Below are 15,345 nucleotides of genomic sequence, written 5' to 3'. Positions count from 1 at the left end.
ACCGGAACAAGGGAACGCCTGTGCCAACCATATCAGCCGGCGCGCTCAAGCGCATGCTGCACCTGCCCGCCAACGTCGTGGTCTCCACGCCCCGCGTCGAGGACGACCCGCGTGGCGGGAGCGTCGTCATCGTGCCGGTGCGCCCGCACGCGGGCGATATGGACCGGTGCGCCAGATGCGGCGGGCACGGCCGGCCGTACGACCGGCTGGGCGTGCGACGCTGGCGCCACCTCGACCTCGGGTGCGCCAGGCTCCTGCTGGAGTACGCGCCGCCGCGCGTCATGTGCCGCGAGCACGGGGTGACGGTCGCGATGGCGCCGTGGGCGCGCAGGAAGAGCGCGTACACGCGCGACTTCGAGCAGCAGGTCGCCTGGCTGAGCGTGCACGCGCCCAGAAGCGCCGTGTCGGCGCTGATGCGCATCGACTGGAAGAGCGTGGGCCCCGTGTGCAGGAGGGTCGCCGACGACCTGCGGGCCGAACAGGGGGCGGGCCTGTTCGACCATCTGCGCTCCATCGGCGTGGACGAGACCAGCTACCGCAAGGGCCACAGGTACATGACCGTGGTCGTCGACCACGACCGCGGCAGGGTCGTATGGATGCACGAGGGGCACGGCGAGAAGGTGTTCGACCTGTTCTTCCGGACGCTCACCGAGGCGCAGCGCGCCTCCATCCGGGTCGTCACCGGCGACGGGGCCAGATGGATCGACGAGTGCGCGTTCCGCTGGTGCCCGCAGGCCGAACGCATCCTCGACGGGTTCCACATCGTGTCCTGGGCGACTGACGCGCTCGACAAGGTACGAACCGCCGCATGGCGCGAGGCCCGGAAGAAAGGCGTCGCCAAAAAGGGCGCGAAGGATCCGGTCAAGGGCGCGCGCTGGGCGCTGCTGAAGAATGAGGACGACCTGACCGCCGGGCAGAAGGCCCAACTGGAATGCATCGCCAACACCAACGAGACCCTCTGGGAGGCGTACAAGCTCAAGGAACGCCTGCGCATGATCCTCAAACAGACCGCCGACACAGCCGACCCCCTGCTGCGCCAATGGGCCGCCGACGCGTCCCTGTCCGGCATCCCCGGATTCGTCCAGCTCGGCGAGAAGATCGCCAGGCGCCACTTCGACATCCTCAGAACCATCCGTTCCGGACTGTCCAACGCCAGACTCGAGGCCATCAACAACAAGATCAAGACCACCATCAAGATCGGCTACGGCTACCGCAACCTCGACAACCTCATCAGCCTCGTCATGCTCAAATGCGGCGGACTCAACCTCCAACTCCCCGGACGCCAATAACCAGTAGGAACAACCACTGACTCACGCCCACACAAACACCCGAAGAGCCATATTCTCTCGTTCTTCGACTGGCAGCACAGTGCCAACGGTCCCACTGAGGCCATCAACGGCAGGCTCGAGACGCTACGCGGCATCGCCCTGGGTTTCCGCAACCTTGATAACTACATCACCCGTAGCCTGTTGCATACCGGCGGTTTCAGACAGGCCATCCAACACCACCTCTAACCACGATCCTTACACACCAAAATGCGAAGAGCCTTTTAATGCGCCTTGGCGGGTACTCCTACTAGAGTTGCACCAGCAGTGTGACAGCTATGGTTGGCGACCGCGTTGGCTCCGATCCTGCAGTTGTCGCCGATGGAGATATCGCCGAAGATTTTGGCACCAGGGCCAATATACACGTTGTTCCCTATGTGCGGTACGCCACCGTGACCTTTTCCGATGACTACTCCAACATGAATTCGTAAGTAGTCACCTATCTTGGCTTCATCGTTAATGACAATAGTACCAAGATGGGCGATGCTTAGTCCTTTTCCGCAAGTATTTGGGTGGATGTGAGTGCCATATGTATTCTCCAACCTATTTAGTAATATATAGTGATATTTTGCTCTTATTTTGTGATTGTTGTTGGTGTGATATTCAACCAGTCTTAATCGATATAGTAATTTGCCAATAACTTGTGATTCGGAAAAATCGATAGGCATATGTATAAATAATCTGTGCGAAAGCTAAATCTATGTCAAGGTAATCATGTAAATCTACTTTGCTCACGATCATTTCTTTCTCCCTCCCCCTAAAAACAATAGTGATCATAACCAAAATTGATTGTACCGTGTTGAAATATAACAATCTTAACTGTTTTTTTGATGAATATATGGTAACTAAGCATGGTTTATTTCATGCTTGTACTGAATGTCTTGAATGGGCGAGGTGCCTCATTTGAAAGTGAGCGCGTAATCCGGAGTGGTGCCTCACTGGGGGTGAGCGCGAAATCCTAGTCCTTGTCGGCTGGTGGGGTTTGGCTGTCTTCCGGTTCGACGCCCGCGATCCGTGCGAGCGTCTTGTTCAAGTATGCCATGTCCGGGCCCGCGCGTCTGGCCAGCCGCGCTGTGCGCGGCGCGGCTATGTCCTCAAGCCGGTCCTGGATGTCGTGCATGCAGTGGATGAGTTCGGCCGGGTTCACCGTCGCGAGCGTGCGTTCGAGCTCCTGCACACAACGCAGACGCACACTTGAAAATACATCTGGCGCACCGGTCCGTGTCGTCCGCGTACGGGTGCGCCGGCACGATGACGACGGTCTGCCCGTGCGGGTCCTCCTCGACGCGTGGCGCGCCGGCCACGACGTTGGCGGGTAGGTGCAGCATGCGCTTGAGCGCGCCGGCTGATATGGTTGGCACAGGCGTTTCCTTGTTTCGGTTCTACTTTCTTGGCGGAAACAAACCATACAGGAGAACGCCCCCTTTCGTATCCCACACGAATAAGCCCCGGCGAAGACGCCGAGACCCAACACCCCACCACACAAACTGGCGAAGGATCAAATAATCACGAATTAATGCTCTTTTGCTGGGATGCCTACTAGCGTTGCGCCAACAGTCTGGCAGCTATGATTGACAACGGCATTTGCCCCTATTTTGCAGTTGTCGCTGATGTAGATATTTCCGAAAATCTTGGCCCCGGGCCCGATGTACACATTGTTGCCTATTTGTGGCACGCCATCGTGACCTTTCCCTATGACGACGCCAACATGAATTCTCAGATTATCGCCTATATGGGCTTTGTCGTTTATTATTATGATGCCAAGATGGGCAATACTTAAACCTTTACCGCAGGTATTGGGATGTATGTGAATGCCATATCTATTTTCCAACCTGTTTAGTAATATGTCGTGATATAAAGCTCGTATTCTATGATTATTATTTGTGTGATACTCTACCCATCTTAATTGATATAATATTTTACCGATAACTTGAGATTCAGAAAAATCTATAGGAATATATATATAACTTATGAGAAAGAAAAGCTAAATCTTCGTCAAGATAGTCAAATAAATCTTCCTTGTTGGTAATCATATTGTCATTCTCCTATTCAGTATGACTAAAAGAATATTATATATCTATTCCGTTTTTGGTGTGTCGGGGCCGTGCAGTTTCGTTCGTCCATCCTAACTTGACACAGGTATTGCACGCGGTGCGGACCCGGGCCGTGTGCGTTCCTCGTGGCGACGCTGGTTCACGCACATGCCGGTCGTCCAGCGCGCCGTGCATCTGCCGGTGCGGGTGCGACGATACGAGTGTATGCCGTGCACATGGTGTGTGTTCAATTGGAAGTAGGCCGAAAAGCATAGCTCAAACAAACAAACAATGAACAAAAACACCCTTTCCGGCATCCCCGGATTGGTCCGGCTCGGCGAGAAGATCGACCAGCGATGATGGGGCATCCTCACGACCAACCGTTTCGGACTGTCAAATGCCAGATTCGAGGCCGTGAACAACAACTAGATCAAGACCACCATCAAGATCAGCTACGGCTACCGCAACCTCGACAACCTCACCAGCTTCGTCATGCTCAAATGCCTCGGACTCAACCTTACACTTCTCGGACACCAATAACCAGTAAAGACAACCCACAAATCACACCCATACAAAAACCTGAAGAGCCTGTATTAATGAGAGATATGGAATGAGATCAATCAATAAATCTGAGCAAACTGACAGGCGGTTCGCCACATGTTAAAGTTGCAGCGTAACAGTGCTTTTTCAATGTCTCCTAAGACTTCGTCTTGAGTATACCAAAATGATTTAAACTCGGGAATACTTACGAGGAATTCAGAACAAGCAGCAAAGAAAATGTGCTGAATCTCGTTATTCAGTGCTAATATCCTTCTATAGGCAACTGCTCCGAATTGTTTGATCGTTCTTGCGTACAGGTATTGGTCGAAAGGAACACCCAGCAGGCGGCATTCTTCAATCAGTTCTTCGATGATCCAATATGTCTCAACTGAGCGTCGGTTTCTGCTGATTGAGTGGGAAATTGAAGTGGCGCGAGATCGGTACATGTAGCTCGTGTCATCTATGTCCAGCTCGGTGAATAGAGGTTTAATGCAAAAATTTTGAATGGTATCTTCAAAAAGATATCCTTCAGGGAATCGTATATTATCCCAGACCTTGCGTCGATAGATGCGTCCCCATGGTGCTCCCATTGAACGCGGTTTTTCACCCTTGCTTAAATAATTTCCAGATTCATTGATTATTGTATACCTGCCTGTAATAAAATCGTATTCGCTATTGAACAAAGAAGATGCAAATGACTCAATGTGTCCTGGTGCCACTTTGTCGTCGGAATCGACGAACATAATTGATTTGCCTTTTGCATTATTGATTCCAGTATTTCGGGCACCGGAGAAACCTTTGTTGTGTTGATTGATGGCATGCACATTGCTGTGTTGGTCGGCAATGCTATTAATTATATCAGGCGTTTCATCGGTGGATCCGTCGTTCACTACGATAATCTCGAATGAATAATTACTCTGTTGCTCCACTAATGATGTAAGACATTCTTCGATAAAGGACTCAACATTATACGCTGGAACAATTACGGAGACATCGTAATTCTCTGCGAAGGGTGTCAAGGTCGTGGGCTTCTTGTAGCGATATGAAGGCTTTGGAGAGAATCTCTGAAGTAGTTCTCGAGCATTGCTGATGTGGGTAGTTCGCGAATGTGAAACTTGAGAGATGGCGATATGGCGTGCCAAATCTTTGCCGGGAGCGTTTTTGAGGATTGTTTTGATTACTGACTTTACGGTGGGCATGTACTTGTCCTTAGGGTGGAAGGAACAGAATAATGATATTGACAACAATTATATTGAGCTAAATGATGCGTATGTCTGAAGTGGGATGTTTTTTGGTTCTACTGTAAAACGGTTTGAACCATTTCCTATTATAGTATTTGTACTTGACATGTCCGGGTCATGTAACCTAGGGGGCTTACAGTAGTTTCGAGTTGTATGATGCCACCCATCGCATGGTCGTGTATTCCAGCTCGTCGACTGTCCGGTACGGCCTGTTGATCCAGGTCAGCTCGCGCTTGTACGTGTTGTTCGTACGCTCGCTCAGAGTGTTGTCGTACGAGTCGCCGACTGTGCCGGTTGACGGGAGCATTCCCGTGTCCGTTACTTGCGTGAAGTACGCGAGGTTGATGTACTGCGACCTGTGTATCGGAATGATGCATGCACTCGTCCGCGCTGCCGTGGCAGCGCGTCCACGTGACGGCCTGATCCAACGTATGCAGGGGCAGTCCTGTGGGTGCATCGTCCGGGCGGACGCTTAGCCTACGATTTTCTGGCGAACGTGTTGTTGACGAACGTGACGTAAACGAACGAGCTATCTGCCAGCCGCATGTACGTGATGTCGGCAACGTGTAGCCGTTTCGGCGCCGGCGGCTACGAATCTGCGTTCGACCAGATCAGGTCTGTGCTGGCCGTTCCCGAATTCTGGCGGGGATCGTGGTGACGGGCCTCCTGTATCCCGGACGCCCTAGATGCCGAGCTCAAGCATGATACGGGCGGCCTTATCGCGGCCGACTTCCCCGGTCGATCAGCTGGTGCCATACCTTGCGGTATCCGTACACGCGCATGAACTCGTCGTCGTGGAACATCGCGATGTCACGCGCCACCGCCTCGTGCCGTGCGCATCTGACCGGGATGCCTTGCCCTGAACATGCGGTAGCCGCGTTCGGTTAGGGACCCGCAGTTCAGCACCGCGGACAGTACCCTGCAGATCGGCCCGACCGCGAAACGGGGCCTGAAGGCGTCGATGTACGCGACCTTCAGCGACGTGTCGATTCGAGCCTGGCCGCGAAAAAGCCGACGCCGTCATCAGGATCTCTTTCGCTCTATGCAGTTGCGCGTTCTCGGCTTGTAGGCGCTTTAACTCGGCTGCCATCTCCTCCGCGTCAAGCGCAGCATTGGTTCCGTGGCCCGTTCGGCCCTGTTCCGCCAGCGGAGTAGCGTCTCGGGTGAGATGCCCAGATTCGATGCCTTCGAGGTTGCGGGCCTCTTCTCCGACACATGGTTTACGTGTGACTCCTCCAGAAGTCTGAGGGCCTTCGTCTGGGATTGCTTGCTGTAACGAGTCCCATGATCCTAGTCTTCCATCAAAACGACGAAACGCGGAACAATACAGACCACATCAGATTCGTAGCCGCATGATGCGTGCTTGTGTGTGTATGACGCCTAGGATATAACTTATGGTAATCATTGATCGTGCTTTGGCATGTGCGTTGTTAGCGACTCGCCGTTTGGGAGACAACCGCGGTTGGTTTCAGATTGATTTCTCCGTGCGCGAGCTTCAGGAGACCGGATTGTCGTTCGACCATGTCGAACAGCTCAACCATTCGTACACCGAACACGCCGGCGTGGTGCGTGGCCTGAACTATCAGGCTGATCCGTATGCTCAGGCGAAGGTTGTCAGCTGCATTGCGGGCGCGGTGTACAGCGTCGGCGTCGACATCACGCCGTCCAGCGAGACGTTCGGACAGTGGTGCGGATTCCAACTAACACCGGAAAATCATCGGTGCATGTACGTTCCGCGTGGGTATGCTCATGGTTTCGTGACCTTGTGCGACAATACTGAATTACAGTATCTTACGGATAATGTGTATTCGGGTGACCATGCGAAGAGCATCCGTTATGATGATCCCGATCTTGCGATTGACTGGACAATGGGCGGCATCGTTGGGTTGCGTCCGGACATCCTGTCTGAGAAGAACCGACAAGCTCCGCTCTTGCGTGATGCGCTTTGATGCTTCTGTTTGAGCTTTTCGGCGCATAAGGAGGTTTCACGGGGTACCCCCTTGTAGGATGAGGAGTATGGCTGAAGATTCCCAAGAGGTGTTTGCTCCTCATAACATCATTGTGACCGGTGGCTGTGGGTTCATCGGTTCGAACTTCGTGCACTACGTGTACAACAACCACCCCGACGTGCACATCACCGTCCTGGACGCGCTCACCTACGCGGGCAATCTGGAGAACATCCGCGCGATCCTGGGTGACCGTGTGGAGTTCGTGCATGGCACCATCTGCGACGCGGAGCTGCTCGACAAGCTGGTGCCGGGGCATGACGCGATCGTGCACTACGCGGCCGAGTCGCACAACGACAACTCGATCGCCAACCCCGAGCCGTTCCTGAAGACGAACGTGGAGGGCACGTTCCGCCTGCTGGAGGCGTGCCGCAAGTACGACGTGCGCTACCACCACATCAGCACCGACGAGGTGTACGGCGACCTCGCCCTCGACGATCCGCACAAGTTCACCGAGCAGACCCCGTACCACCCGTCGAGCCCGTATTCGAGCACGAAGGCGTCGTCGGATCTGCTGGTGCGTGCGTGGCATCGCACGTTCGGGATCCGCGCGACGATCTCGAACTGCTCGAACAACTACGGCCCGTACCAGCACGTGGAGAAGTTCATCCCGCGCCAGATCACGAACATCCTCGACGGCCTGCGCCCGAAGCTGTACGGGCAGGGCCTGAACGTGCGCGACTGGATCCATACGGACGACCATTCCAGCGCGGTGTGGGACATCCTGACCAAGGGCCGTATCGGCGAGACGTACCTGATCGGCGCGAATGGCGAGAAGAACAACATCACCGTGCTGCGCATGATCCTGAGGATGATGGGCCAGTCGGAGGACGCGTTCGACTGGGTGAAGGACCGTCCGGGCCACGACCGCCGGTACGCGATCGACTCGACCAAGCTGCAGACCGAGCTGGGCTGGCGTCCGAAGCACACGAACTTCGAGTCCGGTCTCGAGCAGACGATCCAGTGGTACACGGACAACCGCGCCTGGTGGGAGCCCGCCAAGGCCGCCACCGAAGCCAAGTACAAGCAGCAGGGACAGTGAGTCCGCCCTCGGCTGCGGATTAGAACGAATATGAAAACGGCCACCCCACATGTGGGTGGCCCTGAAAGCATCTTTAAGATAGCACATCGCTTGACGTATCAGGCAAAGTCCCCGGCGGCTGTGGTCGTAGTTAGGACGGACGTCGGGAGCCTTGTCCTGAAATGGCATATGGTACAGACCGTGACGTGGAGGTGAGCATGGCGTCATACTCTCGGGATGAGCTCATGTCGATTCTGCGAAGATTGATCTCGGGATGGAGCGACCGGGAGTTCCTGAACCGCGCTCATGTGACGCGTGATGGAGCAATCACGCGTGCCGCGCTATTGCTCCTCGGTAAAGAAGAGTCAGTGGACAAACTGCCCGCCGGAATGTACGAAATGACCTGGAAGCTCGTCGGACAGGAGAACGCCTACGAGCATTTCGGTCTTCCTTTCATGCTGACCACCACCCGACTGTACAGTCGTATCCGCAATATCCAGATTCGTTTGCTGCCGCCCGGGACTCTTCTGCAGCAGGAGGTCTCGAAATACGACGAGCAATCGGTGCTTGAGGCGTTGCATAACTGTATCGCCCATCAGGATTACCGCCGCCCTGCCCGAATTCTGGTCACGGAGCATCCGGACAGACTCACGTTCGATAGCTGCGGTTCGTTCTTCGAGGGCACACCGGACGATTACGTGCTGGGGGCCAAGTCTCCCGATCGTTATCGCAATCCGTTCCTCGTCCGCGCCATGAGCGAGCTATACATGATCGACCGCATGGGATACGGCATCAAACGTATGAACGAGGTACAGGCGAAACGGTATCTGCCGTTGCCGGACTATGATCTGAGCGACCCCGAGAAGGTCCGTCTCACCATGTACGGAGGGGTGGTCGACCCGGAGTACACCCGTCTGCTGCTGAGCAATACGGATCTGCCGTTATCTGATGTCCTGGCGCTGGACCGCGTGCAGAAGCATATGGCGATTCCAGACGGAACAGCTTCTCATTTACGGAAGTCCGGGCTAATCGTCGGCCGCAAGCCGCGTCTTCGTGTGGCTCCCGTTGTCGCGGCTGCCACGGATATCAAGGCGGATTTCATACGCGCGCACAGTCAGGATGATATGTTCTATCGGCGGCTTGTGGAACAGTATCTGAAGACTTTCGGTACGGCGACGCGTTCCGATATCAATGAGCTCTTGATCCCTAAACTCGGCGAGGAGCTGTCGGATGATGAGAGACAACGCAAGATTGATAATCTGCTTACTTCGATGAGGCGGGATGGTGTCATCGTCAACACTGGTTCGCGCAGATTCTCGAAATGGCAGATTGCCGGACGAAGCGGTTAGGCCTGCTTTCTGCTGCTTTCTGCAGAATGCAGAAAGCAGCAGAAAGCAGCTAAGTTGATTGAAGAGCTAAAACGTTGGAATTGCAACGATCTTATTTCCCCCTGATGGAAAATAAGGAAGAAAGGAACAATGGATCATGTCGTTTGAGTTTGAGAAGGAATTGAGGGTTACGGAGACGAATATTCCGGGCCTGTTGGTGTTCGATCTGCCGGTGCATGGGGATAATCGTGGCTGGTTCAAGGAGAACTGGCAGCGTGCGAAGATGACCGCGCTGGGGTTGCCGGATTTCGGTCCGGTGCAGAACAACATCTCGTTCAACGCGACGAAGGGCGTGACGCGTGGCATCCATGCGGAGCCGTGGGACAAGTACATCTCGATCGCGGCCGGTGAGATCTTCGGCGCGTGGGTGGACCTGCGTCCGGGTGAGAGCTTCGGGCAGGTGTATACGACCCGGTTGGATCCGTCGCGTGCGATCTATGTGCCGCGTGGCGTGGGCAACAGCTTCCAGGCTTTGCAGGACGGGACGGTGTACACGTATCTGGTGAACGCGCACTGGAGTCTGGAGCAGAAGAAGACGTACACGTTCGTCAACCTCGCCGACCCGACCCTCAACATCCAGTGGCCGATCCCCCTGGAGGAGTCGGAGCGGAGCGAGGCGGACCTGCATCACCCGATGCTCAAGGACGCGAAGCCGATGGCGCCGAAGCGGACCCTGGTGACGGGCTGCAACGGACAGCTGGGCCACGCGATCCGCGCCTACGCCGAAGCGCACGGTCTGCAGGGCTTCGAGTACACGGATATCGACACGTTCGACTTCTCCGATCCGATGGCGTATGACCGGTTCGACTGGTCGCTGTACGGGACGATCATCAACGCGGGGGAGCTCGTTGCTGATAAGGCGAATAAGCCGGAGGCATATGCCATGGCTTGGCGGCTCAATGCATCCGGTCCGGCTCTGCTGGCGCGAGTTGCGGCGGAGCACCATATCACACTAGTTCATATCAGTTCAATCAGCGTGTACGGCAACGAGCAGAGCGGCGGTGCCGATGACGTTGCGCCGTCGGACACGTATGGTTGGACCAAAGCAGCTGGCGATATCTCTGTCGAGAACGCGCCGGAACACTACATTCTGCGATGCAGCAAGTCCGTCGCTGTAGATACGGAACGAGTAGCATCTGAGATTTTCCATGTGCTCGATTCTCGTGCCAACTATGGCATTGTGGATCTTCAGCACTGATCGGTTAGTTTCCACATTGGACTAGAGCAACGAGAGAAAAAGAGGACATCATCATGAAAGGCATCATCCTCGCCGGCGGATCCGGCACCCGACTGTACCCGCTGACCACGGTCACGTCGAAGCAGCTGCTCCCCGTGTACGACAAACCGATGATCTACTACCCGCTGAGCGTGCTCATGCTCGCTGGCATCCGCGACATCCTCATCATCTCCACGCCGAAGGATCTGCCGAACTTCGAGCGACTGCTCGGCGACGGATCGCACTACGGCGTCCACTTCAGCTACAAAGTGCAGCCGAGTCCGGACGGTCTGGCGCAGGCATTCATCCTCGGCGAGGAATTCATCGCGGGGGAGCCGTGCGCGCTGGTCCTCGGCGACAACATCTTCTACGGCAACGGTCTGGGCAACACGCTGCGCAAGGCCGTCGCCCAGGCTGAGAATGGAGAGGGCGCAAGCGTGTTCGGCTACTACGTGGACGATCCCGAGCGCTACGGCGTGGTTGAGTTCGACAAGGACAAGAAGGCCGTATCGATCGAGGAGAAGCCGAAGGAGCCGAAGTCGCACTACGCGGTGACGGGCCTGTACTTCTACGACGAGCGGGTCACCGAGTTCGCCAAGCAGGTCAGGCCCTCCGCGCGCGGCGAGCTCGAGATCACGGACCTCAACCGCATGTATCTGGATGATGGCACGCTCAACGTGCGTACGCTTGGTCGCGGCTATGCGTGGCTGGACACCGGCACGATGGATTCCCTGTATGAGGCGGGTGAGTTCGTGCGTACGGTGCAGCGCGCGCAGGGGCTGCCGATCGCGGTGGTCGAGGAGATCGCGTACGAGAACGGGTGGATCAGCAAGGGCGAGCTTCTGGAGTCCGCGGATCGTTATGGCAAGTCCCCGTATGGCAGGCACTTGAGGGATGTGGCCGAGGGTCGTGTCGTCATCATTCCCAACCAGGGTGAGTACTGATCGTTTCTCGTGGTATGTCGTGAGATGATCGGCGTGTGCTGGGGGCATGCTAGTAGGTAGGGGGCAGTCGGGTGCGGCTGCCCCCTACTCGTTGTGATGTGGTGTTGGCGGGATGCGTGTCCGGTTCTTCGGGCCTCATGCGAATCGGTCGTCGGTCGCGTGATGGTCGATCGTCATTAGTCGCAACATACAAGATTAGAACAAATGTTCGTATCTGCTGTTATGTTGATACAAACGAATTGCTCAAGAAGGGTGCGATTTGAAGATTGCTGGCAGCAGATGCGTTCGGGGTAGCGGCGTTGACTACCAATGGTTTGGTGGGCCGCTTGAGGTCGCCCGTGGTGAGGCGCTCGAACATGCACTTGCAACATGGTTCGCAGGTAGGGCGGCCAACCAAGAAATGGCGTGGGGCGTTTTGGCGCCAAGGTATTTCGAACGATACAAGGCGCGTCTTGCCGCCTTTCTGGAGGTGAAGCTAATTCGTGCAAAAATGGGTCGTTTGACACCTGGAACTGAAGTGATTCCTGTCTCGCGCGCTTGGCAGCAGGACATTCCCATGTTTGAGCTTCGATGGCATCGCGATGAACGGCTGCTTGGCGGAGTCGGCAAAGAGCAGATCAGGCATTACGAGTCGGAGCCCCAAGAGTTTCCCCGTATCGTTTTCGGTCTTCATTTGCATCTCAAGGATGTACGCAGTGGGGATGAGTCCATCATTGCTGCTGAACAGAACAAGGAGATCGATCAAGCCATTGATTTGCATAAGCGTAACGCGTCCGAAGGGTGGATTCGTCCGGCGATTGCCGAGCCAATGCAGTAATATTAGTAATACTAATATTTAGAGAGGTGAGTCTCATGACCGAGGGCCAAGCATATGATTATCGAGAACTTGCTTTCGATCTGTATAACAATGCTGAGGAGTTGCTGGACGAGTTGGTGGCTATGCGCAAGCGCCGCAAGATGACGCAGGCGCAGCTTGCTGACGCTATGAATGTGACGCAGGGGTATGTCTCTCAGATCGAGAACGGCAAGACCAGTCTGACGTCTCTCCTTACCGACTATGCTCTGGAAGTCGGCGCTAGGATCGGATACGTAGTCGAGCCCGCCGAGACCAAGCCTGAAGGGGCGAGACACTATATATACAAGAAGATGCAATATACCGTTCCGGCATTTACGGAGTGGAAAGATGACAGTGTGACTGCGGGTCGTGCAACCTACAAGGCTTCCGTAGAGATAAAAGGCGAAGCCGATGCAGAAGAGGTCAAGCGGATTACGCTGATTCCCGGAAAGGAGCATCAACAAGACATTTCAGTTGTTCTTTCTGTTGTTCCCAATTGGAGTGGGCAGAGGTCGGAAGTTGTATCGACAGTCAGCCAAACGGAGGTTGCGCAATGAAGGTAGTGTGGATCGCCCTCTTTAAGGAGAGCAGTCGGTTCGATTTGGTTCGCGGACCTCAGGGGGTAATCGGTAAGGCTCGTAACTTGTCGTTTTCGCTTGGCCTCAGTGAGACTGAGGGCAAACCTTGGTCGAATGAGTTCGTGATCCGGATGGAAATGCGAACTGAAGACATGCCGACGAATGCGGATCCGCTTCTGGCCACGGAACTGCATTACGCCGTCTCCTTCGATCGGCCTAAGGTGGATACCGTGCCGCTTGACATCATCTGGCCTTTTGTGCGTCCCGACCTCATCGCTCAGCTTCGTCGCTATGAACTTCCTGGAGACACCATACCGTTGCAGCTGAGTGAGGCGAACTCGAAACAGGATCACGAAGGATGAGCTTTTGGAGTCTGCGGATCGTTATGGCAAGTCCCCGTATGGCAGGCATCTGAAGGATGTGGCTGAGGGTCGTGTCGTCATCATCCCCAATCGGGGCGAGTACTGATCGTTTCTTGTGGTATGCCGTGAGTTGATCGGCTAATCCCGGTGTCGACCCGCGGAAACAGCCGGTGTTCAGACCGTCGAGGAATCGTGCTCGCCGTTGGATGGTGTGTTGGTGAGAGGTTGTCGTCATGGTGGTGCGGTTGTTGCTCGCTGGTGCGTTGTCAGCGAGACATGCGGGTCGGGTGTTGCCGGTTTTCTCTCGGTGAGACGTCCTTGGCGGGAGGTTTCTGTCTGTCCGTGGCGGGAATCTCTCGCCGGGGACTCTCCCAACGAGAGATCTCCGCCACGGACGGACGCATACCTCTCGCTTGGGGATCGTAGGCGAGAGATCGATGTCGAACGGTGACGTCGACCTCTCGCCTACGGGCCCGTAGCATGTGGGTGCCTTAGGCCGCGAGCTCGTCGTTCGCCCTGCTTGGTAGTTCGCTGAACGGAATTACACGGATGCCGTAGCTCATCAACGCCTGCACGGAAGAATCCCTCAGTTCGAGTTCGCGGTCGTCTCCGATCACGATGAGTTTGGATCCCGTTCGCTCCGATGCCTGTTCGGTGTCGGTCCAACCGAAGATGATCCGCTCCGCCGCGCCGCGGTCCAGACGGTTGGGGGCCTGACAAAACCGTGTGGGATGATTCGCGCTCCGCTGGAACAGGAAATCGAAACCATGCTCGTAGCCGGATGCCCCGTGGACACTAATGCCTTGGGTGTAGAACACTCCATTTGCGTCAAGTGCCGCCGCCACGTCGTCGGCGAAGTATTCGGCAACTCGGTGCTGTGCCGTCTCTGTCATCGATTGCATGTTGGAAAGGGCTTGGACGAAGCGGTTCATAGCATCGGGACGACTGCCTTCCGTCTCAAGCGTGATCTCCCCCTCGGGGTTGAGTGTGGCGCCGAAACGACGTGCGATGCGGCTAAGGCGGTCGAGTCGTTTGCCGGTGAGCGTTATACCGGCGGCATTCAGACCCGCCACGGTGTAGCCGTCATCGGTGAACGACGTGGCCCCATCGCTGGTCTTCACATAGAAGCACATCTGATCATTGGTGTCGTCTAGGAACGGGAAAGTGATCTCGTGCCATTCTCCATACTTGCGAATGGAGGACTCGCGTCTGAGCCATTCGCCACACTCTTCGACGAGATCGGAGATGTTTTCAGTCTGCTCTTTCATGCCGTCCCTTCGATCCCTTCCTGGAAGTTCGGCTTACGAACCACGTGGAATCTATCCAACAACATCACGGTGTCCTCCACGAAATCGGGAGAGTCGATATCAATCGGGTATGCAACTCTGTCGTCAACACCTTCATGATAGACGTGTAAGCGGGTTCGTCCTATTTTGGAACCATCCGGATTGGTATGCGGAGTCCCCTCAACGCATAATTGATTATCGCGTATGAGAACGGTGGTGTCGTTTGGTGGTGTGGCGAGAGGTTGTCGTGGTGGTGGTGCGGTTGTGTCTCGCTGGTGTGCTGTCGGCGGGACATGCGGTTCGAGTGTCGGCGGTGTTCTCTCGATGAGGCGCACTTGGTGGGAGGTTCGTGCCTGTCCGTGGCAGGAATCGCTCGCTGGGCGAGGCTCTGGCGGGAGATCTCCGTCACGGCGAGACAGTGACCTCTCGCTGAGGCGTCGTAGGCGAGAGCCCGATGTCGGATGATGACAGGAATCTCTCGCTTGGGGGACCGTAGGCGAGAGCCCGATGTCGGATGATGACAGGAATCTCTCGCTTGGGGGACCGTAGGCGAGAGCCCGATGTCGGATG

The 15,345-nt window shown here is 55.7% G+C and carries 15 protein-coding genes and 2 pseudogenes; 10 read left to right on the top strand and 7 right to left on the bottom strand.

Translation table 11 applies throughout. From position 1 onward, the window contains the following. Nucleotides 1-20 precede the first annotated feature (20 nt). Entirely contained in the window at nucleotides 21-1,289 is a 1,269-nt protein-coding gene (locus EMB92_RS10805) for an ISL3 family transposase (RefSeq protein ID WP_150394888.1), read from the top strand. Nucleotides 1,290-1,331: 42 nt separating this feature from the next. Beyond that, a pseudogene (locus tag EMB92_RS10800) lies at nucleotides 1,332-1,514 on the top strand (transposase); the annotation flags it as partial. A gap of 35 nt (nucleotides 1,515-1,549) precedes the next feature. Here EMB92_RS10800 and EMB92_RS11855 read toward each other — a convergent pair. The 5 genes from EMB92_RS11855 to EMB92_RS11550 form a co-directional block, all read right to left on the bottom strand. Beyond that, on the bottom strand, nucleotides 1,550-1,993 hold the full coding sequence (locus EMB92_RS11855) for a serine O-acetyltransferase (protein WP_150394887.1): 444 nt from the start codon (nucleotides 1,991-1,993) through the stop codon (nucleotides 1,550-1,552). A gap of 290 nt (nucleotides 1,994-2,283) precedes the next feature. Continuing rightward, on the bottom strand, nucleotides 2,284-2,517 hold the full coding sequence (locus EMB92_RS10790) for a hypothetical protein (protein ID WP_190973663.1): 234 nt from the start codon (nucleotides 2,515-2,517) through the stop codon (nucleotides 2,284-2,286). 321 nt (nucleotides 2,518-2,838) lie between these two features. Continuing rightward, on the bottom strand, nucleotides 2,839-2,979 hold the full coding sequence (locus EMB92_RS11965) for a hypothetical protein (RefSeq protein WP_223847722.1): 141 nt from the start codon (nucleotides 2,977-2,979) through the stop codon (nucleotides 2,839-2,841). Nucleotides 2,980-3,978: 999 nt separating this feature from the next. Continuing rightward, the gene (locus EMB92_RS10780) at nucleotides 3,979-5,097 is read right to left on the bottom strand and encodes a glycosyltransferase family 2 protein (protein ID WP_150394886.1); all 1,119 of its coding nucleotides are present in this window, start codon (nucleotides 5,095-5,097) and stop codon (nucleotides 3,979-3,981) included. Nucleotides 5,098-5,272: 175 nt separating this feature from the next. Further along, nucleotides 5,273-5,446, bottom strand: coding sequence for an integrase core domain-containing protein (locus EMB92_RS11550; protein WP_190973662.1), 174 nt, complete (start codon nucleotides 5,444-5,446; stop codon nucleotides 5,273-5,275). Between the two features lie 1,087 nt (nucleotides 5,447-6,533). Here EMB92_RS11550 and rfbC point away from each other — a divergent pair. The 8 genes and pseudogenes from rfbC (at nucleotide 6,534) to EMB92_RS10735 (ending at nucleotide 13,489) form a co-directional block, all read left to right on the top strand. Continuing rightward, complete coding sequence (gene rfbC / locus EMB92_RS10770) at nucleotides 6,534-7,088, top strand: dTDP-4-dehydrorhamnose 3,5-epimerase (protein ID WP_150394884.1); 555 nt, start codon at nucleotides 6,534-6,536, stop codon at nucleotides 7,086-7,088. Between the two features lie 67 nt (nucleotides 7,089-7,155). After that, a complete protein-coding gene (gene rfbB / locus EMB92_RS10765; protein WP_150394883.1) occupies nucleotides 7,156-8,187 on the top strand; it encodes a dTDP-glucose 4,6-dehydratase in 1,032 nt (343 codons plus the stop codon). A 224-nt stretch (nucleotides 8,188-8,411) separates the two neighbouring features. After that, nucleotides 8,412-9,515 (top strand): ATP-binding protein, encoded by a 1,104-nt coding sequence (locus tag EMB92_RS10760; protein WP_223847711.1) that lies wholly within the window; start codon nucleotides 8,412-8,414, stop codon nucleotides 9,513-9,515. Between the two features lie 136 nt (nucleotides 9,516-9,651). Beyond that, nucleotides 9,652-10,743, top strand: a pseudogene (locus EMB92_RS10755) (dTDP-4-dehydrorhamnose 3,5-epimerase family protein); the annotation flags it as partial. Between the two features lie 62 nt (nucleotides 10,744-10,805). Then, nucleotides 10,806-11,714, top strand: coding sequence for a glucose-1-phosphate thymidylyltransferase RfbA (gene rfbA, locus EMB92_RS10750; RefSeq protein ID WP_150394880.1), 909 nt, complete (start codon nucleotides 10,806-10,808; stop codon nucleotides 11,712-11,714). Between the two features lie 259 nt (nucleotides 11,715-11,973). Next, nucleotides 11,974-12,531, top strand: a complete 558-nt coding sequence (locus tag EMB92_RS10745) for a hypothetical protein (protein WP_150394879.1) — start codon at nucleotides 11,974-11,976, stop codon at nucleotides 12,529-12,531. A 35-nt stretch (nucleotides 12,532-12,566) separates the two neighbouring features. Then, nucleotides 12,567-13,106 carry a helix-turn-helix domain-containing protein gene (locus tag EMB92_RS10740; RefSeq protein ID WP_150394878.1) on the top strand — a complete coding sequence of 180 codons (540 nt, stop codon included), beginning with the start codon at nucleotides 12,567-12,569 and terminating at the stop codon, nucleotides 13,104-13,106. After that, nucleotides 13,103-13,489, top strand: coding sequence for a hypothetical protein (locus tag EMB92_RS10735; protein WP_150394877.1), 387 nt, complete (start codon nucleotides 13,103-13,105; stop codon nucleotides 13,487-13,489). The genes EMB92_RS10740 and EMB92_RS10735 overlap by 4 nt, the downstream gene beginning before the upstream one ends. Nucleotides 13,490-13,980: 491 nt before the next feature. Here the strand turns inward: EMB92_RS10735 and EMB92_RS10730 are convergent, their stop codons facing one another. Both EMB92_RS10730 and EMB92_RS11960 read right to left on the bottom strand, forming a co-directional pair. After that, complete coding sequence (locus EMB92_RS10730; protein WP_150394876.1) at nucleotides 13,981-14,757, bottom strand: DUF1829 domain-containing protein; 777 nt, start codon at nucleotides 14,755-14,757, stop codon at nucleotides 13,981-13,983. Further along, nucleotides 14,754-15,110 carry a DUF6978 family protein gene (locus EMB92_RS11960; protein WP_395952110.1) on the bottom strand — a complete coding sequence of 119 codons (357 nt, stop codon included), beginning with the start codon at nucleotides 15,108-15,110 and terminating at the stop codon, nucleotides 14,754-14,756. The genes EMB92_RS10730 and EMB92_RS11960 overlap by 4 nt, the downstream gene beginning before the upstream one ends. Between the last annotated feature and the right edge of the window lie 235 nt (nucleotides 15,111-15,345).

The sequence above is a fragment of the Bifidobacterium callitrichos genome (genome assembly GCF_008698085.1).
Taxonomy (GTDB): Bacteria; Actinomycetota; Actinomycetes; order Actinomycetales; family Bifidobacteriaceae; genus Bifidobacterium; species Bifidobacterium callitrichos.
This window is presented reverse-complemented; position numbering and strand designations above follow the sequence as displayed.